This window comes from Aquihabitans sp. G128 (assembly GCF_019048865.1).
In the GTDB taxonomy this organism is placed as follows: domain Bacteria; phylum Actinomycetota; class Acidimicrobiia; order Acidimicrobiales; family Iamiaceae; genus Aquihabitans.
Map to the genome: position 1 here is coordinate 480,757 of NZ_CP077604.1, position 19,426 is coordinate 500,182.

Below are 19,426 nucleotides of genomic sequence, written 5' to 3' on the forward strand. Positions count from 1 at the left end.
GACGATGCGCCCGGCGACCGCCCGGCGCCGCTGACAGGAGCCATGTCAAACCTCCCTGCTTCTGAACCGAGCGCTCCGCTGGTGGTGGTCGAGCCCGACCCCGCCGTGCGGAGCCGGCTCGCCATGCAGCTGGGGGAGCGCGCCGTGGCCCTCGAGGTCCTCGACGGGGTCGAGGAGCGCTACGCCGGCTCTCCGCTCCTGCTGGTCCTCGGCCCGTCCTGCGCCCGGATCCCGGGCATGGCCGGGGCCGAGGCCCTGCTCGGCCGCCGCCCCGACGTGGGGGCCATCCTCATCGCCGACGACCTGTCGACGGACCTGTTCCAGCGGGCCATCCGCAGCGGCGTCCGCGACGTGCTCGGCGCCCCGGTCGACACCGGCCAGCTCAACGAAGCCGTGCGCCGCGTGAGCTCCAGCCTGGTCGGGGTGGCCCCCCGCCCGTCGAGCCCGGCCACCATCCACGCCGACGACGAGCCGGGTGCCGGCGGCCAGGTCATCACCGTCTTCTCCACCAAGGGCGGGGCCGGCAAGTCGATGCTGGCCACCAACCTCGGCGTGCTGCTGGCGCAGCGGTCCGAGGGCCCGGTCTGCCTGGTCGACGCCGACCTGCAGTTCGGCGACATCGCCGTGATGCTCAAGCTCGCCCCCCAGCACACCATCGTCGACGCCGTCGGGTCCTACGACCGCCTCGACGTCGGCTTCCTGGAGAGCCTGCTCGCCACCCACCAGCCCTCGGGGCTCAAGGTCCTGCCCGCCCCGCTCGAGCCGGCGTTCGCCGACCAGGTCGGGGCCGACCAGATGAGCCACATCATCGCCCTGCTGCGCTCGTTCTGCTCGTTCGTGGTCGTCGACACGCCGGCGTACTTCAACGACGTCGTCCTCAGCCTCATCGAGGACAGCGACGACGTCCTGCTCGTCGCCGGCATGGACATCCCGAACATCAAGAACGTGAAGATCGGCCTGCAGACCCTGCGGCTGCTGAACACACCCATGCAGAAGATCCACCTGATCCTCAACCGGGCCAACTCCAAGGTGAAGCTCGAGGTGAGCGAGGTCGAGCGCACCCTGCAGGTGAAGGCCGACGCGCTGATCCCGAGCGACATCGTGGTGCCGCAGTCGGTCAACAAGGGCACGCCCGTGGTGCTCGACGCCCCCCGGTCGGCCATCGCCAAGAGCCTCGAGCAGCTCGCCGACCGCTTCATCGAAGCGCCGGCCGGCAAGCGCCGCGGTCGGCGCTGAGCGCCGCTCCGCCCGGCCGCCACCGGCTGCGCCGACCGGTCCGGTCGGCACCCTCCACCTCCGACGTCTCCACCGGATGCGGCCCTCGGGCCGCATCTCGTGCGTCCGGGCCCGGTTCTCGCTCCATCCGCTCAAGGGCCGGGGACCGGAGCCGATAGATCCGTGTGTCCCTCTACAAGCGCCTCCACGAACAGCAGGGCAACGGTTCTGGCCCGGGTGCCGTCGCCACCAGGCGACGTGACCCCGTTCTGGACGAGCTCCGGCAGAAGATCCACCACCACCTGATCGACGAGCTCGGGCCGATCCTCTACGACAAGCGGCTCACCGAGGACGACCTCCGCCGCCGGGTCCAGGAGCAGCTCCAGTCGGCCCTGGCCCAGGAGCGGGCACCGCTGTCCGCGTCGGACAAGGCCCAGCTGATCCAGGACGTCTCCGACGACATCCTCGGCTACGGGCCGATCGACCGGCTGCTCAAGGACGACGACGTCACCGAGGTCATGGTCAACGGCCCCGACTTGGTGTTCGCCGAGCGCAGCGGCAAGGTCGAGAAGACCGGCGCCACCTTCGTGGACGAGATGCACCTCCGGCGCATCATCGACAAGATCGTGGGCCAGGTCGGCCGGCGCATCGACGAGGCCCAGCCCCTCTGCGACGCCCGCCTCCCCGACGGCTCCCGCGTCAACGCGGTGATCCACCCCCTCGCCATCGGCGGCCCGTTCCTCACCATCCGGAAGTTCTCCAAGGACCCGTACCAGATCGACGACCTGATCCGGTTCGGCACCCTGAACGCCGCCTCGGCCCGCTTCCTGCAGGCCATGGTGGTCGGCAAGCTGAACATCATCATCTCCGGCGGCACCGGCACCGGCAAGACGACGGCGCTGAACGTGATGTCGTCGTTCATCCCCGCTGACGAGCGCATCGTCACCGTGGAGGACGCCAAGGAGCTCCAGCTCCACCAGGAGCACGTGCTGGCCATGGAGGCCCGGCCCCCGAACATCGAGGGCAAGGGCCAGATCACCATCCGCGACCTGGTCAAGAACTCCCTGCGCATGCGCCCCGACCGGATCGTGGTCGGGGAGTGCCGTTCCGGCGAGGCCCTGGACATGCTCCAGGCCATGAACACCGGCCACGACGGGTCGCTGACCACCGTCCACGCCAACACCCCTCGTGACACCCTCGCCCGCCTGGAGACGCTGGTCCTCATGGCCGGCTTCGACCTGCCGGTGCGGGCCATCCGCGAGCAGATGGCCTCGGCCATCGACTGCGTGGTGCAGCTGACCCGCCTCCGGGACGGCACCCGCCGCATCACCCACATCACCGAGATCCAGGGCATGGAGGGCGACGTCATCACCACCCAGGACGTGTTCCTCTTCGACTTCGGCATGGGCGTCGACGAGCACGGGCGCTTCCGGGGCCACCTCAAGGCCACCGGCGTGCGCCCGAAGTTCGCCGAGAAGCTGGCCGACCAGGGCATCCGCCTCGGCCCGGAGGTCTTCCAGCCGGAAGCCTTCGCCAAGCGGGCGGCAGGTGCGTGGTGAAGCCCATCCGCACCCTGCGCCTGCTCGGCGCCGCCGGCCTCGTGGCCGGCCTGATGGCCCTCTCGGCCGCCCCCGCTGCAGTCGCCCAGGAGGCCAAGGGCCTCCTCACCGTCCGCAGCATCGACGCCACCGACAAGGCCCACGTCGGGGTCACGTTCCTGTGGACCGGGACGCCCACCGATCTCGAGGGCCTCACCATCCGCGAGGACGGTGCGGTGAAGAAGGTCGACTCGCTGGTCGACCTGCGCAAGACCGACAAGCGCATGGGCACCGTCGTGGTCGTCGACCTCTCGGGCTCGATGCTCGACGACGGTGCGCTGGCGCGGGCCAAGTCCGGCGTCGAGGCCATCGCCGCCGGCCTGCCCGAGGGCGACCAGATGGCCGTCGTCGGCTTCAACGACGAGGTCGTCGTCGAGACCGGCTTCACCAGCGACCAGGGCCAGATCGACGCCGCCCTCGACGGGCTGGCCGCCCCTCGCGACGGCAAGACGGCGCTCTACGACGGCCTGCGCAAGGCCGCCACCCTGTTCGAGTCCCGCCCCGGCCTGCAGCCCAACGTGCTCCTGGTCACCGACGGCGGCGACGACGCCTCCACCTCGGACCTGGGCGCCGCCCGGGCGTCGATCGTGGGCTCCGGCGCCGCGCTCTTCGCGGTGGACCTCTCCCACAAGGGCGAGACCGACACCAAGGCCATCCAGTCGATCATCGATCGCACGGGCGGCACGCTGGTGTCCGGCTCGAGCCAGGCCGAGGTGGCCAAGGCCTTCACCACCGTCGACACCACCATGCGCAGCCAGTACGTGGCGACGTATGCGTCGACGGCCACCCAGGGCGCGGTCAACGTGTCCGTCGCGGTGGGCAGCGTCGAGCAGCAGGCCTCGTTCGTGGTCGGCTCGTCCGTCCAGGGCGCGGCCACCGGCCAGAGCGTCACCGCCGACAAGGCCTTCGGCCCCGAGTGGCTGCGCAGCTCCGGCGGCGCCCTGCTCGCCCTGGTCCTGATCGGCCTGGCCGCCGGCCTCGGCGCCTTCTCGATCGCCGCCCTGGCCACCAAGAACGACACCGGCCTCTCGGCGATGCTGCGCCCCTACGAAGAGGGCGGCGTGTCGCCCGACGACGCAGGAGACAGCGCCCTCGCCCAGACCGCCCTCCTCCAGCGGGCGGTGGAGATCACCGAGGACTTCGCCCAGCGCCAGGGGATGCTCGAGAAGGTCGAGAACCTGCTCGAGCGGGCGGACCTCCCGCTCCGTGCCGCCGAGGCCCTCTTCTTCTACGCCGCCGGCGTGCTGGTGGTCGGCCTGCTCGGCCTGGTCTCGTTCGGCCCGATCGGCGGCCTCGTGCTCCTGATCATCGCAGCGCTCATCCCGCCGGCCGCCCTGTCCTTCATCGCCGGGCGCCGGGGCAAGGCCTTCGTCGGCCAGCTGCCCGACACGCTGGGCCTGCTGTCGGGCTCCCTCCGGGCCGGCTACTCCCTCATGCAGGGCGTCGAGGCCGTGTCCCAAGAGGTCGAGGAGCCCATGGGCAAGGAGCTGCGCCGGGTCATCACCGAGGCCCGCCTCGGCCGGGAGATCGAGGACGCCATGGACTCCGTGGCCGAGCGCATGGCCAGCCCCGACTTCGCCTGGGCCGTCATGGCCGTCCGCATCCAGCGGGAGGTCGGTGGCAACCTGTCCGAGCTCCTCATGACGGTGGCCGACACCATGGTCCACCGCGACCGGCTCCGACGGGACGTGGCGGCGCTCACCGCCGAAGGCAAGATCTCCGCCATCATCCTCGGCCTCCTGCCGATCGGCCTGGGCCTCTTCATGTGGCTCTCGAACCCGGAGTACATGGCTCCGCTCGGCAACACCTTCCTGGGCAACGTCCTGCTCGGGGTGTCCTTCATCTCCATCTGCATCGGTTTCGTGTGGATGAAGAAGACCATCACCATCGAGATCTGAGGCCCGCATGTTCCCCCTCGCCCTCGCCCTGCTCGCCGGCGCCATCGGCCTCGGCCTCTGGACCGTCCTCGGTGCCGCCGACGAGAAGGCCACCGTCCGCGCCTCGCTCCGCCAGCTCGACGGCTACGAGGTCGACAACGTCCGCGACCAGGAGCTGCTCAAGCCGGTCAGCGCCCGCACCGTCGCCCCGATCATGGAGCGCCTGGTCGAGATCGGCTCGCGGTTCACGCCGGACGGCTACGTCGAGAAGGTCCGCGACCGCTTCATCTCCAGCGGCAACGGCTCGGTCGACGCCGTCGACCGGTTCATCGCCCTCAAGGTGGTGGCCGTCGCCCTCGTCCCCGTGGTCTTCATCGTGACCTTCGGCGTGCTCGGCATGTCCGGCCTCATGGGCTTCGCCCTGGCCGGCATCTTCTCCGCCGTGCTCGTCATCGGCCCCGACGCCACCCTCAACCGCAAGATCGCCGAGCGCCAGCACGACATCCGGGTGAAGCTGCCCGACGTGCTGGACCTGCTGGTCATCAGCGTGGAGGCCGGCCTCGGCTTCGAGCAGGCGCTCGACCGCACCGTCAGCGCCGTGCCCGGGCCCCTCACCCAGGAGTTCGCCCGGATGCTGGGCGAGACCCGCGCCGGGGCGTCCCGCGCCAACGCCATGCGGGCCATGGAGAAGCGGTGCAACGTCGCCGAGCTCCGGTCCTTCGTGCTCGCCATCCTCCAGGCCGACACCTTCGGCGTGTCGATCGGCCGGGTCCTCCGGGCCCAGGCCGACGAGATGCGCATCAAGCGCCGCCAGATGGCGCAGGAGCAGGCCCAGAAGGCGCCCGTGAAGATGCTGATCCCGATGGTGTTCTGCGTCTTCCCCCCGCTCTTCATCGTGGTGATCGGCCCGGCCATCATCAACATCACCAACAACTTCTGACCCGTCGGCCAGCATGGTGTCCATGGACGTGGGGCTGAGGGGCGACGGGGCGGCGACGGCGGACGTGGGGGAGGGTGACGAGGGGTCGTCGACCCCCGCCGACGAGGCGCCGAGCCCCCGTCGGGACTGGCGCCACCCCTCGGTCGAGGCCGCCGTCCTCTGGCTGCTGGTGGCGGTCGGGCTCCGCATCGGCCTGTCGCCGCTGGGCGACAACAGCTTCCTGACCCACCTCGCCACCGGGCGGCTGATCCTCGACGACCACGCCATCCCGCGCACCGACCCCTACTCCTTCAGCGCCCACGGCCACGCCTGGACGGTGCAGAGCTGGGGGGCGAGCGTGATCTACGCCCTCAACGAGCGCACCGTCGGCCTGGTGGGCATCCGCCTCGTCGACGCCGTGCTCTGCGTGGGCCTGGTCCTGCTGCTCTGGCGGCTGAGCCGGGTGGGCACCAGCTTGGTGGCCCGCATCCTGGTGGCCGGCCTGGTGGTGTCGATGTCGACCGGCCTCTGGGTGGAGCGGCCCCTGCTCTTCGGCGCCTTCTTCCTCGCCATCGTCCTGGTCGCCGCCGAGGGCGAGCTCGACCCCCGCTGGCTGGTGCCGGTCATGTGGCTCTGGGTCAACATCCACGGCTCGTTCCCGTTCGGAGCCGGGATCCTCGTGCTCTACGTCATCGGCCGCTGGCTCGACGACCGCGAGCGCCCCGTGGTGGAGCTGCGCGCCCTGGGCTGGGCGGTGCTCGGCACCCTGGTGGGCGCCCTCGGCCCGCTGGGACCGAAGCTGCTCCTGTTCCCGCTCGACCTGCTGTCGAACCGCGAGGCGTTCAAGGGGATCGCCGAGTGGGAGCCGCCGCACTGGCAGCGTGGCGTCGAGCGCTTCTTCGCCATCCAGCTCGGGCTCACCATCGTCCTGGTGCTGTGGCGCGACCGGCGGTGGCGCTCGATCCTGCCCACCGTCGTCTTCGGGCTGGCCGCGGTCACCAGCACCCGCAACATCCTCCAGGCCAGCATCGTGCTGACGCCGATCCTCGCCGCGTCGCTCCACGGCCTCGGCACCATCGACGGCACCCGCCGGCCCCGGCTGGCCCGCCCGGTCGTCATCGCCGTCGCCGTGCTGGCCGTGCTGGTGGGCGTGATGGGCGTGGCCGGCCCCAACACCGCGCTGGCGCCGTACCCCGAGGACGCGGCGGCGTGGATGCGCCACCGCGGCATGCTCGGCGTCGACGACCGCGTGGTGTCGCGCGACTACGTGGGCAACTGGCTCGAGTACGAGTACGGGCCCGACCAGGTCCGCACCTACATCGACGACCGCGTCGACATGTACCCGCTGCCGGTGATCCGCGACTACACGCAGCTCCTGGCCGAGGACGGCCACTTCCAGGCCGTCCTGGACCGGGCCCGGGCCACCTCGGTGCTGTGGGACCGCAGGACGCCGCTCGGCCGCTGGCTCGAGCGCTCCGAGCGGTGGAAGGTCGTCCACCGCGACGAGAAGTGGCTGGTGGCCGTCCCCGAGCCCTGAGCCAGGAATGGTTCGCATGGCCTATCGAGGCTGTCGCCCGAAGTGCCGATGGTGAGGGAGAGGTACCCCCCCAGGAGGACGCTGCCATGCACAACCATCCCAAGTTCACCGGCGTGCTCCGCAAGGACGAGCGAGGTGCGGGGCTCATCGAGTACGCCCTCCTGCTGGCCCTCATCGCCGTCGTCGCCTTCAGCGCAGTGGCCTTCTTCGGCGAGTCGAACAGCGGCGGCTACGGCAAGTCCAAGGACTGCATCTCGGCGGCCTACAACGGCCAGGCCCTGCCGGCCAACTGCCACTAGGCCAAGACCTCCCGCTTGCGCGGGGTGGAGGGACGAACGGAGAGGTGGGCCCCCGGGTGCCGCCTCTCCTTCGCGTCCGGGCCGGTCGATCGGCCCGGTCAGGTCAGCTCAGGCGGACGATGCCCATGCGCACGGCCTGGAGCACCGCCTGCGTGCGGTCCCGGGCGTCGAGCTTGTGGTAGATCGACGCCAGGTGGTTCTTCACCGTCTTCTGGCTGATGAACAGCTGCTCGGCCACCTCGGGGGTGGAGCAGCCGTCCGCGATGAGCTGCAGCACCTCCACCTCGCGCTTGGTCACCACCCGGTCCGACTCGTCGGCCGGCTCGGGGTCGATGCGGCGGACCTCGTCGAGCATGGCGCCGGCCAGCGCGGGGGAGAGGGCGGCGTCGTCGCTGGCGGCCATGCGGATGGCATCGGCGATCTCGTCGGTGGAGCAGTCCTTCACGAGGTAGCCCACCGCACCGGCCCGCAGCGCGTCGGCGATCACGCCCTCGTCGGCGTGCATGGTGAGCATGACCACGCGGATCTCCGGGTGCAGGCGCTGGAGGCGCCGGGTGGCCTCGACGCCGTCGACGTCGGGCATCGTGACGTCCATCAGGACCACGTCGGGCCGCAGCTCGGAGGCCAGCCGCACGGCTTCGTCGCCGTCGGCCGCCTCGCCCACCACCTCGAAGCCCTCTTCCGAGAGGCTGCGGCGCAGGCCCTCCCGCAACATGCGGTGGTCGTCGGCGAGCATCAGGCGGACTGCCACGGGGACTCCCTCTCTCGGCGGCTCGGGCTGGTCCCGAGGCCGGGCCATCCTCGCACAGGGTGGGCTAAATGGGCGCGATGTCGGGAAGGGGCGGTAGGTGCGGTTCGTCGGGCTCGGGCGCCGCGGCGAGGGCGGTCAGACGACGCGGATCTCGCACCGGACGGTGGTCCCGGCGCCGGGCTTGCCGGCCACGTCGAGCGAGGCGCCGATGCTCGCGGCGCGCTCGCGCATGCCGAGGATGCCGTAGCTGTCGAGGCGCCCGGCCCGACCCTCGGGGAACCCGACGCCGTCGTCGGCCACCAGCAGGATGGCGTGGCGGCCATCGCTCTGCCAGGTGACCACCACCCGGCTCGCCTTGGCGTGGCGCTCGACGTTGGTGACCGCCTCCTGGGCGATGCGCCAGAGCTCGCGCTCCTGGAGGAGCGGGAGGCGGCCCGACACCCGGGTGTCGAGGCGGGTCTCGAGGCCGCTGCGCGCCTCCACCCGGTCGAGGAAGCCCTGGAGGATCAACGTGACGTCCTGGGAGTCGGTGACGTCGGTGCGGAGGTCGTAGAGCGTGTCGCGGACCTCGCCCACCACGCTGCGCACGTCGCTGCGCAGGTGGTCGAGCTGCTTGGTGACCGAGTCGCCCTTGGCGTCGGCCTTGACGATGCGGTCCAGCTCGAAGGCCAGGTACGCGAGCGACTGGCCGATCCGGTCGTGGAGGTCGCGGGCGATGCGGGTGCGCTCCTCGTCGGCCCCCACGGTGCGCAGGCGGCCGAACCAGCGGGCGTTGTCGATGGCCAGCGCCGCCGGCTCGACGAACCCGTCGAGCAGCTCCTGGTCCCGCAGCCGGAAGTGGTGGGCGTCGCGGTGCTCCAGCGCCACCAGCCCGACCGTGGAGTCCCGGGCGGGTAGGGCGGCGTAGAGGCCCGAGGCCATCTCCACCGACATGCCCGGGCCGTCGACGAGGAGCTCCGACACCATCACCGGGTGCTTGAGGCTGATCGCCTCGGCGAGTGGCGTGGGCAGCTCGCTGGTGGCGTAGGAGGGCGCCGGTCGGGGGCCGTCGAACCGCGACACCACCCAGGTCCCGTCGGTCTCGTCGAGGACCAGCAGGGTGATGCCGTCGCTGTCGAACAGGTCCCGCAGCCGGCTGATGGTGGTGTCGAGCGCCTCTTCGAGGTCGAGCGAAGCCGGGAGCGTCTGCGCCACGCGGTGCAGGGAGTAGAGCAGGAGGTTGGCGTCGGCCAGCCGGCCCAACCGGTCGAGGGCCAGCGTGTGCTGGCGGTCGGCCTCGCCGGTGACCCGCCGGGCGTAGCCGGCGATGAGCGCCACCAGGATCAGCTCGACGGTCCACTGGGTGGCGGTCCGCAGGTCCTGGACCCCGGCGCCGTGGGAGACGAGGAAGGGGATGGCGACGCACAGCGCCGAGGCGATGCTGACGCGGAGGGCGAAGGCGAAGCCACGCGCGAAGCCCGCCACCATCACCGCGGTGATGAGGGCGAAGACGAACGGCGAGTCCCAGTAGCCGGTGGCGGCCACCACGATCACGTGCAGCGCGACCTCGACGATGACCCGCACCAGGCTGGCGGTGTCGTCGATGTAGCGCAGCGGCTGGACGATGCGGAAGACGTTGTAGCCCACCACCACCGCGCACCAGCCGACGATCCACCACTCCTTGTTGGCGAACGACGGGGCGGCGAGGGCGACCGAGATGGCGGTGGTGCCGCCGCGGATGCCGAGGATGGCCGGCCGGAAGGTGGCCACCTGGTCGTGGCTGGTGCGCCCGAGCTCGGCGTCGAGCGGGCCGAGGGCCCGGCGGGCCCCGGGGCTGGCGGCGGTGGGGGCGATCGCCATGGGACAGCAGGTTACGACCATCGGCGCGTGGCCGGTGGGGATCGGGGCGGGCCCGGGCGCCTACGGTTCGGCCCATGTTGCTGATCGGGCTCACCGGGGGGGATCGGGTCGGGGAAGTCGTCGGTGTCGGCGCGCCTGGCCACCCACGGCGCCGTCGTGATCGACGCCGACGCCATCGTCCGCGAGGTCCAGGAGCCGGGCCAGCCCGTGTTCCTGGCCATGGTCGAGCGGTTCGGCCCCGGCATCGTCGGGCCCGACGGCGCCCTCGACCGCCAGGCCGTGGCCGACCTCGTCTTCACCGACGGCGAGGCGCTCGCCGCCCTGAACGCCATCGTGCACCCGGCGGTGGGCGCCGAGATCGCCCGCCGGTTGGAGGCCGAGGCCGCCACCGACCACGTGGTGGTCCTCGACGTGCCGCTGCTGGTGGAGTCCGGGCGCGACGACCTCGCCGCCCTGCTCGTGGTCGACGTCGACCCCGAGCTGGCCATCGAGCGCCTCGTGGCGCACCGGGGCTTCCGGGAGGACGACGCCCGCGCCCGCATCGCCCGCCAGGCCAGCCGCGCCGACCGGCTCGCCAAGGCCGACCGCGTCATCGACAACGCCGGCACCCCCGAGCAGCTCGACGCCGCCGTCGACGCCACCTGGACCTGGATCGAGTCGCTGCCCCGCCCCTGACGCCGGTCCGAGCGGCGGGCCGGCGGTGCGGTCGCCGTCTGTGTGCCAGGGTCCGCGACCAAAGTTGCTGGCGGCCGTTTTGGTTGCGCGAGCGGTTCAGGACTGCCCGTCGTTGCGACCGGAGTTGCTGGCGGGCGGTTTTGGTTGCGCGAGCGGTTCAGGACTGCCCGTCGTTGCGACCGGAGTTGCTGGCGGGCGGTTTTGGTTGCGCGAGCGGTTCAGGACTGCCCGTCGTTGCGACCAGAGTTGCTGGCGGCGGTTTTGGTTGCGCGAGCGGTTCCATGGCACTTCGTGTGCGACCCCTGCGACCAATGCTGCGGATCGAGCTTTGGTCGCGCTGCTGGTCGCTCGACGACGCCTGCGGGGACCAAGGCCGTCGGCCAGGCTTTCGTCGCAGATGCGGTTTTCGGTGGTCCCGTCTCGCATCCGGTCGTGCGACCAGACGCTTCCGCTGGACCTCTGGTTGCGACGCTGGTCGGTGGTCGGCCCTTGGGGCGGCCGGAGTCGTCGGCGGGGCTTTGGTCGCACGGGGCGCGGGGGCGCAGACCGAGCGCGCCGGTGGATCGAGCCCCGGCCGTGCTCGGTCGCCGCCCGCGGCACGGCGGTCGGTGCGGCAGATGCGTCCGGTGCTCGTCGCCCTCGTCGGCTGCTCTCGAGCGCGGGCCAAGCGCGGGCCGACGGGGTGCTCGGTTGCGGTCGAGCTCGGGCGGGCCCGACGGGGTTCGTCAGGCGGCGCTGCGCAGGCCCAAGGCGGCGGTGACGTCAGCCACCAACCGGTACGGGTGGTGGACGATGTCGTCGTGGGTGAACTTCGAGGACCCGCTTGCCGGCGAGGGTGAGCCGACGACGACGGGCAAGGTCGTTGGCCATCTGGGCTCGAAGTTCGGTGCCAGCGGTACCCGCTCACCTCCATGACGACGTCACCGGTGAGGTACGTGAAGTCGACCCGGGCCACGAAGCCGCCCTCCGCCGGGATGCGCACCTGGCAGTCCGGCAACGGGAGCCCGGCGCCGCGTAGGCGAACGATCGTCTCGCGCTCGAGCCAGCTCTCCGTGACCGCGCCTCCTGCGCGCTCGGCCAACACCTCGTCGTACGCCGCGACGCCGTCTCGACCCGAGGCCCGGAGGCGCTCGAGGTGCCAGCGCAACCACCGCTCCGACGCCTTGCGCTCGGTCACCGCCTGTTCGACTGCGCCGGCGAGCACGTCGATGCCGAGGCGGTCGGGGACCCGTGCGGCCAGCGACGCGAAGGTCCGGGCGAGGTTGAGGCACGGGATGCCCTGGACCACGAGCACGTCCTCGTCGGGAAGCCAGCGGGTGGAGTGCACCTCGGCGAGCAGCGATCGCCGCCGTTGGACCGGTCGACGGACCAGCACGGTCGGCGGGTCGCCGGGGCCGAACCCGTCGAGGCGGTGCAGCCACGCCGCGGACGGACCGGCCGCCACGCCGCCCGCATCGAGGCAAGCAGCGAGGACGGCCTGGTGCGCGGTCTCCGGTGCTCCACCGATCCGGTGGAGCCGCGGCGCGATCCGGACCAGCTCCCCGCGGGCGATCAAGCCGCGGCGCTGGCCCGGTGTGGTGCCGAGCTCGTCGAGGTCGCCCCGGGTCAGCAGCGCGTGCTGCACGGCGGCTCGGGCTCGCAGGCGTTCGGTGTTGGGCATGACCGGAGTCCAGCAAGGGGGTGTGACACTTTTGGCGCTGTTCCAGGTCCTTCGGTGGTTCCGGTGCCGCCTCGCAGGAGCGCCGCCTACGACCAGAGCACCGGTCAGGCCTCTGGTGTGCTGTGCGGCCCCCGAGCAACTCGTGGCGCGCCCGGAGGAGCCAGGCGGCGTTCGGTCGCAGGTTGGGCCCGAGGGGTGCATGGGGGTGCGGCGGCCGGGAACCGGTGGGGCGATGTCCCGCGTCGAGCGCGATGGGCAACGGGGCACGCGCCTCGACGTGGGGGCGGCGGAGGCGCGACCAGAGCGGGTCTGGCGGTCTTTGGTCGCAGGGTCGGGTCCGACGAAGCCCGAAGGGCGACCAGAGCGGGTCGGGCGGTGTTTGGTCGCAGGGTCGGGTCCGACGAAGCCCGAAGGGCGACCAGAGCGGGTTGGGCGGTCTTTGGTCGCAGGGTCGGGTCCAACGAAGCCCGAGGGGCGACCAGAGCGGGCCAGCGCGCCTTTGGTCGCCCCGAACCGTCCACGAGCCCCACGCCCAGCAGCGCCGCTCCGGCCCACCGGATCCGCGAACGGTCCAGAAGCCGGCAGGAAGGCGAGCGCCTGCAGGTCCTCCCAACTCGGGCTCGAGACCGTGGCCCGTCCCTGCCCCGCGCCTGGGCCCGGGTCGGAGCGGCGGGGCCGGCGGTTCTGTCAGAGGGGGTCCGTACACTGCGACGATGGCCCTGACCAACGTCCCGTTCGAGGTCGTCTCACCGTTCGGCCCGGCGGGAGACCAGCCCAAGGCCATCGCCTCGCTGGCCGAGGGGATCGAGGGCGGGGAGCGCTACCAGACGCTGCTCGGCATCACCGGCTCGGGCAAGAGCGCCACCATGGCGTGGACGATCGAGCAGATGCAGCGGCCCACGCTGGTCCTGGCGCCCAACAAGTCCCTGGCCGCCCAGCTGGCCAACGAGTTCAAGGAGTTCTTCCCGAAGAACCGGGTCGAGTACTTCGTCAGCTACTACGACTACTACCAACCCGAGGCCTACATGGCCTCGTCGGACACCTACATCGAGAAGGACTCGTCGGTGAACGACGAGATCGAGCGCCTCCGGCACTCCACCACCGCCTCGCTGCTCACCCGGCGGGACACCATCGTGGTGGCCTCGGTCTCCTGCATCTACGGCCTCGGCTCGCCGGACTCCTACCGGGAGCACCTCCTCACCCTGAACGTGGGCGAGGAGATCGACCAGCGCCAGCTGCTCGGCAAGCTCATCGACATGCGCTACGACCGCAACGACCTCAACCTCACGCGGGGCAAGTTCCGGGTCCGGGGCGACACCATCGAGCTGCACCCGGCGTACGACGAGACGTGCGTGCGCATCGAGCTGTTCGGCGACGAGATCGAGCGCCTGGTGATCTTCGACCCGCTCACGGGCGAGACGCTGCGCGCCGTCGAGGACTTCTCGCTGCTGTCGGCCACGCACTACGTCACGGGGGAGGAGCGGCTGCAGGCCGCCATCACCCGGATCGAGGCGGAGCTGCAGCAGCGCCTGGCCCAGTTCGAGGCCGAGGGCAAGCTGCTGGAGGCCCAGCGCCTGCGGATGCGCACCCAGTACGACCTCGAGATGATGCAGGAGATGGGCTTCTGCAACGGGATCGAGAACTACTCGGCCCCGCTCGACGGGCGCGGCCCCGGCGAGCCGCCGTTCACGCTCCTCGACTACTTCCCCAAGGACTTCGTCGTCGTGATGGACGAGAGCCACCAGACGGTGCCGCAGCTCAACGGCCAGTACGAGGGCGACCGGTCCCGCAAGGAGCAGCTGATCGAGCACGGCTTCCGCCTGCCGTCGGCGGCCGACAACCGCCCGCTGCGGTTCGAGGAGGTCATGGAGCGCATCGGCCAGGTGGTGTTCCTGTCGGCCACGCCGGGCCCGTTCGAGCTCCAGGTGTCCACCAACGTGGTGGAGCAGGTGGTCCGGCCCACCGGCCTCATCGATCCCGAGATCGTGCTCAAGCCCACCAAGGGCCAGATCGACGACCTGCTCGAGCAGATCAACGCCCGGGTCACCAAGGGGGACCGGGTGCTGGTGACCACGCTCACCAAGAAGATGTCGGAGGACCTCACCGACTACCTCCTCGAGCTGGGCGTGAAGGTCCGCTACCTCCACTCCGAGGTCGACACCATCCAGCGCATCGAGATCCTCCGGGACCTGCGCCTCGGCGAGTTCGACGTGCTGGTGGGCATCAACCTCCTGCGGGAGGGCCTCGACCTGCCGGAGGTGTCGCTGGTGGCCATCCTGGACGCCGACAAGGAGGGCTTCCTCCGCAGCGAGACCTCGCTGATCCAGACCATCGGCCGGGCCGCCCGGAACGTCGACGGCCAGGTGATCATGTACGCCGACAAGATGACCAACTCCATGCAGCGGGCCATCTCGGAGACGAACCGCCGCCGAGGTCTGCAGCAGGCCTACAACGCCGAGCACGGGATCGACCCGCAGTCGGTGCGCAAGGCGGTCACCGACATCCTCGACTTCCTCCGGCCGTCCACCACCGCGCCGATCCCCGGGAAGGGCAACCGGCGCGACAGCGACCTCGATCGCAAGCGCCGCATGGAGCTGGCCGAGCTCCCCGGCGACGAGCTGGCCCGGCTGATCCACACCCTCGAGGAGGAGATGTCGGAGGCGTCGCAGGACCTCCGCTTCGAGTACGCCGCCCGGCTCCGCGACGAGATCAAGGACCTGCGGCGGGAGCTCCACCAGGTCCAGTAGCGGTCCCCGCCGCGGGCCACCGGGCGGGGCAGGATGGCGGCCATGACCGACGGCCCCGCCCCCGCACCGTCGACGCGCCCCTGGCGGCTCGCCGTGCTGGTGGTGGCCAGCCTGGCGTTCCTCGGGATCGGGCTGCTCCAGGCGTCACGCGACGCGCCCACCGTCGACGAGGGGGTCGACGTGTCGTCCGGGGTCACCAGCCTGGTCCGCCACGACCTCCGCCTCGTGCCCGAGCACCCGGCGCTGCCCAAGGCCGTCGCCGCCCTGCCGGCGCTGCTGGCCCAGCCGGTGGTGCCCGACACCGCGGCGTACCGCGAGGGCGACTGGTTCGACTACTCCGACGACTTCATCGCCGCCAACGCCCGGGCCGGCACCCTGCGGCCGATGCTGGTGTGGGCGCGCTCGGTGGCGCTGCTCGAGTCCATCGCCTGCGCCGCCCTCATCGCCCTCCTGGCCAAGCGGGCCTTCGGCGCCGACGGCGGCCTGCTGGCCGCGTTGGCCTGGCTGACCACGCCGTACGTGGTGGGGCTCTCGCACTTCGCCATGATCGACGTCGCCTTCACCCTCGCCGTGCTCGGCCTGGCGCTGCTGCTGCTGCGCTGGCGGGAATCACCGACGCTCGGCCGCGCCGCGGTGCTCGGCCTCGGGCTCGGCGGGGCCCTGGCCAGCCGGCACACCGGCCTCGTGCTGCTGCTCGTGGTCGTCGGCGTGATCGCCTGGACGCTGCGGGCCGACGTGCGGGCCGCAGCCAGCCAGGTCGTGGTGGCCGGGCTGGTGTCGGTGGTCGTCGTGTGGGCCGTGTACCGCGGCCTGTCACCGAGCGGGCCGCCGCCGTCGGTGGCGGCCAACTTCGAGGGCATCATCGGCGCCGGGTCCGACGGCTCCGCCGCCACCCGCCTGGCCACCGCCCTGCCCCTGCCGCTCGAGTGGCGGGCGGGCTTCGCCTACCTCGACCTCACGTCGACCGCCCGGCCCGCCTCGCTCTTCGGGCGCAGCTGGGACGGCGGGCGCTGGTGGTACTTCCCGGCCAGCGCGGCGCTGAAGCTCCCGCTGACCCTGGTGCTGGCGGTGGTGGCCGGCTGGGTCGTCGCCGTGCGCGACCGGCAGGTCGACCGGCGGCGCCTGGCCCAGGCGGTGGCGCTGCCGGCGGTGGCGCTGTGGCTGCTGCTCGTGGGCCAGCCGCTCGACCTGGGCCTCCGCCTGGCGATGCCGGTGGTGGCGCTCGCCCTGGTGGGCCTCGGCGCCCTGGCCCGCCCGGCGCGACGCCATCGACCGGTGGCGATGGCCGTGGGCGTGCTCCTGCTGGTGCAGGTGGCGGCGTCGGCGGTGGCGGCGCCGCACTCGTTGGCGTGGACGCCGGTGCCCTGGACCCCGGCGTACCGCTGGGTCAGCGACTCGAACCTCGACGCCGGCCAGGCCCTCTACGAGGTGCGGGACTGGGCGCGCGCCCACGACCGGCCCTACGTCGCCCTCGACGCCACCCGTGGGCTCGACGTGGAGGGCGGGTCCCGGTCGCTCGACGACGTCCGGCCGGCGACGGTGCGGGGGTGGGTGGCCGTCGGTGTCACCCCGCTGATGCAGACCCGCCGGGACGACCTCGCCTGGCTGCGTGGCTACTGCCCGGTCGGCACCCTGGGCGGGGGCAGCGTGCTGGTCTACCGCTTCACGGCGGCGCCGGACCCGGCGCCGGGGCCCGAGCGGCCGGTGCCGGCCTGCATCGGGGCCCGGGCGTCAACCCGCGGCGACCGCTGAGGGCTGGGCGGGCTGCGGCCGGCGCTCGGGCGTCGGCTCCGGGTCGGCCGCCTCGATGCCGGCCGTCCGCTCGTCGTCGCCGGCGAGGGCCCGGGCGGCGTGCGGGGTGAACAAGGTGATGGCACCGAGCACCATGACCGCCATGGCCATCCGGGTCCCGCCGAAGTTCATCGTCACCGGGTTGAGGCCCATGATCGAGAGGAACGCCAGCTGGATGGCGATGGCCCAGCCCAACGGGTGGCGCAGCCGGCGCAGCGCGAGGGCGAGGACGCCGATGGCGTAGCCGCCGGCGGTGCACGCCAGGCCCACCAGCTCGTGGCCGCGGCTCCACTGGGCCCGCCACCCGTCGACCAGGCCGACGAAGGGGAGCCCGAGGTCCGACGGGCGCGACGGGTCGGCGGGGAACTGCACGTGCAGCCAGCCCATCCAGGCCGCGGCCACGGCACCGGGCACCAGGAGCAGCAGGGCGTCGCGGCGGGTGCGGCGGTGGAGGGCCCAGCCGGCGAACACGAGGATCACCGGCTCCTTGGCCAGCACGGCCAGGACGCCGAGCACGACGGCCGGCACCTGCTTCTGGCGCTGGGCGAGGGCCAGGGCTCCCAGGGCGAGGGCGAGGGCCAGGGCGTCGGACACGGTGACGCGGAGCGACCAGTAGGTGCCCGGCAGCAGCGGGAACAGGGCGGCCAGCCAGGTCGGGCCCCGCAGCTGGGCCGACAGCGCACCGGTGGCGAGGGCGCCGCCGAACGCGCCGAGCAGGCCCACCAGGAAGAACCCGGTGACCAGGCCGACGCCGCCGCCGGTGGGGTGCACGCCCCAGGCCAGCCAGGACAGCAGCGGTCGCTGGAGGCGGTACCGGGGGGCGTCGAGCTGCTTCGCGGTCTGGTCGAGGTGGAACGGGTCCCGGGCGACGGCGTAGTACATCTGCCCGTCGAGGCCGCTGCCGTCGGGCTGCTCCAGCTCGGGGAAGTCGCGGGCGATCACCTGGGTCGACGGCCCGCCCGTGCCGGGCTGGATCAGGCTCACCGGGTTGTTGCCGCCGTAGCGGTGCACGTCGACGAGCACCAGGGCGAGCAGCACCACGGTGCCCACGAGCGCCCAGCGGACGATGGCCCGCCAGGGCAGGGGAGCGGGCGTGGTCGTGGTGGTGGTCATGCCGGCACCGCCTGGGTGGTGGGGAGGGTCGACGGGTCGGTCGCCTCGGGCAGCATGGCCCGGCGCACCAGGCCCAGCCAGATCGCGCTGAGGGCCAGGCCGGTCGAGAACGTGTACGGGAAGGCGTCGAGCACCAGGAACGGCAGCATGGGGACGGTCAGGGCTAGGGCCCAGGTGCCGCGGCGCAGGGCCCGCCACACCAGCAGGGCGAGCAGGGCGAGGGTGGCGGCGCCGCCGAGCACGCCGAGCTCGGCCGCCTCGTGCAGCACGACGTCGTGGGCCGGGAGGTAGGTGGCGCGCGGCTCCTCCGCCAGGGCCGTCACGTAGCGGCCGGGCCCGACGCCGGTGATCGGGTCGCCCCGCAGCAGCTCGAGGCTCTCGTCAACCCGCTGGCCTCGGTCGCTCGACGGGTTGGCCCCCACCGACACCTCGCCGCGGGCCACCCAGCCGTCGCCGAACCCGACGGCGCCGACCAGCAGGCCGAGGGCGATGGCGGCGGCGATGGGCAGGAGCTGGCGCCAGCGCCGGCGGTCGACGGCGAGCACGGCCAGCAGCAGGACCTGCCCGATGAGCCCGGAGCGGGTGTAGGTCACGGCGATGGCCGTGCCCAGCAGGGCCAGGGCGGCGAGCCACGGCCAGCGGCGCGGCGCGTCGCGGAGGGCCAGGATCGCCGCCCCTTGGGCCACCACCAGGAGCACGGCCAGGTGGTACGGGTGGCTCAGGCTGCCGGGCACCATCACCGAGGAGCCCACGGGCAGGAGGGGGAAGGGGTAGTCGATCGGGCTGATGCCGAAGGCCTGGCGGCGGGTGGCCTGGGTGAGGGCCAGGGCGGCCTGGGCGACCCCGACGCCGACCACCACGCCGAGGGTCAGGGTGCGGGCCCGCTGCTGGGAGGTGGCCAGGCCGACGGCGGCCACCACGCCGAGGCCGGCGGCGAGGCGGAGGCCGAAGGCCACCCCCAGCCAGCTCGGGTGGCCGGCGAGGGAGAGGGCGAAGGCGGCGACGTAGGCCCCGGCGCTGGCCAGCACCACGCGGCTGCCGGCCAGGCTGCGCACGAGGCGGTGGTTGGCCACCGCCCACAGCAGGGCGATGGCCGAGATGGCGTCGAAGGGGGCGATCGAGACCCGGCGGTTGAAGTCGCCGGCGCCGCCCGGCGAGGCCCAGGCGGAGCGCGACACGGCCAGGGGCACGGTCACCGCGAGGGCGGCGACCACCACGAGGGCCACGCGCACCGCCCGGTCCTGGTCGGCCTCGACCGGCGCGTCGGTCGAGGCGTCGGCAGGGGCCGAGCTGCGGTTCGCGGCACCGGAGCGCCCGGGGAGGACGGCCCCGCCGGCGCGGTGCATCGAGGTGGCGGCGGTCGACATGGCCGCTTCCCATCGGCGCCTCGGCCACGGTCATGAGC

14 protein-coding genes are annotated in these 19,426 nt (G+C 72.6%); 9 read left to right on the top strand and 5 right to left on the bottom strand.

What is annotated here, in order from left to right; translation table 11 throughout:
• Window positions 1–42: 42 nt before the first annotated feature.
• The 6 genes from KSP35_RS02230 to KSP35_RS02255 all read left to right on the top strand — a co-directional run bounded on the left by KSP35_RS02230 (window position 43) and on the right by KSP35_RS02255 (window position 7,445).
• Window positions 43–1,236 (top strand): P-loop NTPase, encoded by a 1,194-nt coding sequence (locus KSP35_RS02230; RefSeq protein ID WP_216998617.1) that lies wholly within the window; start codon window positions 43–45, stop codon window positions 1,234–1,236.
• A gap of 164 nt (window positions 1,237–1,400) precedes the next feature.
• Window positions 1,401–2,774 (top strand): CpaF family protein, encoded by a 1,374-nt coding sequence (locus KSP35_RS02235; protein WP_216998618.1) that lies wholly within the window; start codon window positions 1,401–1,403, stop codon window positions 2,772–2,774.
• Window positions 2,768–4,711: a type II secretion system F family protein gene (locus tag KSP35_RS02240; protein ID WP_216998619.1), complete on the top strand. Its 1,944-nt coding sequence runs from the start codon at window positions 2,768–2,770 to the stop codon at window positions 4,709–4,711. The genes KSP35_RS02235 and KSP35_RS02240 overlap by 7 nt, the downstream gene beginning before the upstream one ends.
• Window positions 4,712–4,718: 7 nt before the next feature.
• The gene (locus tag KSP35_RS02245; RefSeq protein WP_216998620.1) at window positions 4,719–5,630 is read left to right on the top strand and encodes a type II secretion system F family protein; all 912 of its coding nucleotides are present in this window, start codon (window positions 4,719–4,721) and stop codon (window positions 5,628–5,630) included.
• Window positions 5,631–5,652: 22 nt separating this feature from the next.
• Window positions 5,653–7,146, top strand: a complete 1,494-nt coding sequence (locus tag KSP35_RS02250) for a hypothetical protein (RefSeq protein ID WP_216998621.1) — start codon at window positions 5,653–5,655, stop codon at window positions 7,144–7,146.
• A gap of 86 nt (window positions 7,147–7,232) precedes the next feature.
• Complete coding sequence (locus KSP35_RS02255) at window positions 7,233–7,445, top strand: Flp family type IVb pilin (protein ID WP_216998622.1); 213 nt, start codon at window positions 7,233–7,235, stop codon at window positions 7,443–7,445.
• 103 nt (window positions 7,446–7,548) lie between these two features.
• Here the strand turns inward: KSP35_RS02255 and KSP35_RS02260 are convergent, their stop codons facing one another.
• Entirely contained in the window at window positions 7,549–8,196 is a 648-nt protein-coding gene (locus KSP35_RS02260; protein ID WP_216998623.1) for a response regulator transcription factor, read from the bottom strand.
• Window positions 8,197–8,331: 135 nt separating this feature from the next.
• A complete protein-coding gene (locus KSP35_RS02265) occupies window positions 8,332–10,035 on the bottom strand; it encodes a GAF domain-containing sensor histidine kinase (protein WP_216998624.1) in 1,704 nt (567 codons plus the stop codon).
• Window positions 10,036–10,158: 123 nt separating this feature from the next.
• On the opposite strand from KSP35_RS02265, the gene coaE reads away from it, so the two are divergent.
• Entirely contained in the window at window positions 10,159–10,710 is a 552-nt protein-coding gene (gene coaE, locus KSP35_RS02270) for a dephospho-CoA kinase (protein WP_216998625.1), read from the top strand.
• A gap of 157 nt (window positions 10,711–10,867) precedes the next feature.
• Here coaE and KSP35_RS02275 read toward each other — a convergent pair whose 3' ends face one another.
• A complete protein-coding gene (locus KSP35_RS02275; protein WP_216998626.1) occupies window positions 10,868–12,370 on the bottom strand; it encodes a hypothetical protein in 1,503 nt (500 codons plus the stop codon).
• 713 nt (window positions 12,371–13,083) lie between these two features.
• Here KSP35_RS02275 and uvrB point away from each other — a divergent pair.
• Together uvrB and KSP35_RS02285 are read left to right on the top strand one after the other, a co-directional pair.
• Complete coding sequence (gene uvrB, locus KSP35_RS02280) at window positions 13,084–15,117, top strand: excinuclease ABC subunit UvrB (protein WP_216998627.1); 2,034 nt, start codon at window positions 13,084–13,086, stop codon at window positions 15,115–15,117.
• A 42-nt stretch (window positions 15,118–15,159) separates the two neighbouring features.
• The gene (locus tag KSP35_RS02285; protein ID WP_216998628.1) at window positions 15,160–16,869 is read left to right on the top strand and encodes a glycosyltransferase family 39 protein; all 1,710 of its coding nucleotides are present in this window, start codon (window positions 15,160–15,162) and stop codon (window positions 16,867–16,869) included.
• Here the strand turns inward: KSP35_RS02285 and KSP35_RS02290 are convergent.
• Window positions 16,849–18,021, bottom strand: a complete 1,173-nt coding sequence (locus tag KSP35_RS02290) for a hypothetical protein (protein WP_216998629.1) — start codon at window positions 18,019–18,021, stop codon at window positions 16,849–16,851. The genes KSP35_RS02285 and KSP35_RS02290 overlap by 21 nt on opposite strands.
• Window positions 18,018–19,388 (bottom strand): O-antigen ligase, encoded by a 1,371-nt coding sequence (locus tag KSP35_RS02295; protein ID WP_216998630.1) that lies wholly within the window; start codon window positions 19,386–19,388, stop codon window positions 18,018–18,020. Before KSP35_RS02295 ends, KSP35_RS02290 begins: the two co-directional genes overlap by 4 nt.
• Between the last annotated feature and the right edge of the window lie 38 nt (window positions 19,389–19,426).

Excerpts from the sequence above, each read along its gene's own strand:
- KSP35_RS02230 (WP_216998617.1), top strand. The coding sequence starts at position 43 with ATGTCAAACCTCCCTGCTTCTGAACCGAGCGCTCCGCTGGTGGTGGTC.
- KSP35_RS02245 (WP_216998620.1), top strand. The coding sequence starts at position 4,719 with ATGTTCCCCCTCGCCCTCGCCCTGCTCGCCGGCGCCATCGGCCTCGGC.
- KSP35_RS02250 (WP_216998621.1), top strand. The coding sequence starts at position 5,653 with ATGGACGTGGGGCTGAGGGGCGACGGGGCGGCGACGGCGGACGTGGGG.
- KSP35_RS02255 (WP_216998622.1), top strand. The coding sequence starts at position 7,233 with ATGCACAACCATCCCAAGTTCACCGGCGTGCTCCGCAAGGACGAGCGA.
- KSP35_RS02265 (WP_216998624.1), bottom strand. The coding sequence starts at position 10,035 with ATGGCGATCGCCCCCACCGCCGCCAGCCCCGGGGCCCGCCGGGCCCTC.
- KSP35_RS02275 (WP_216998626.1), bottom strand. The coding sequence starts at position 12,370 with ATGCCCAACACCGAACGCCTGCGAGCCCGAGCCGCCGTGCAGCACGCG.
- uvrB (WP_216998627.1), top strand. The coding sequence starts at position 13,084 with ATGGCCCTGACCAACGTCCCGTTCGAGGTCGTCTCACCGTTCGGCCCG.
- KSP35_RS02285 (WP_216998628.1), top strand. The coding sequence starts at position 15,160 with ATGACCGACGGCCCCGCCCCCGCACCGTCGACGCGCCCCTGGCGGCTC.
- KSP35_RS02290 (WP_216998629.1), bottom strand. The coding sequence starts at position 18,021 with ATGACCACCACCACGACCACGCCCGCTCCCCTGCCCTGGCGGGCCATC.
- KSP35_RS02295 (WP_216998630.1), bottom strand. The coding sequence starts at position 19,388 with ATGTCGACCGCCGCCACCTCGATGCACCGCGCCGGCGGGGCCGTCCTC.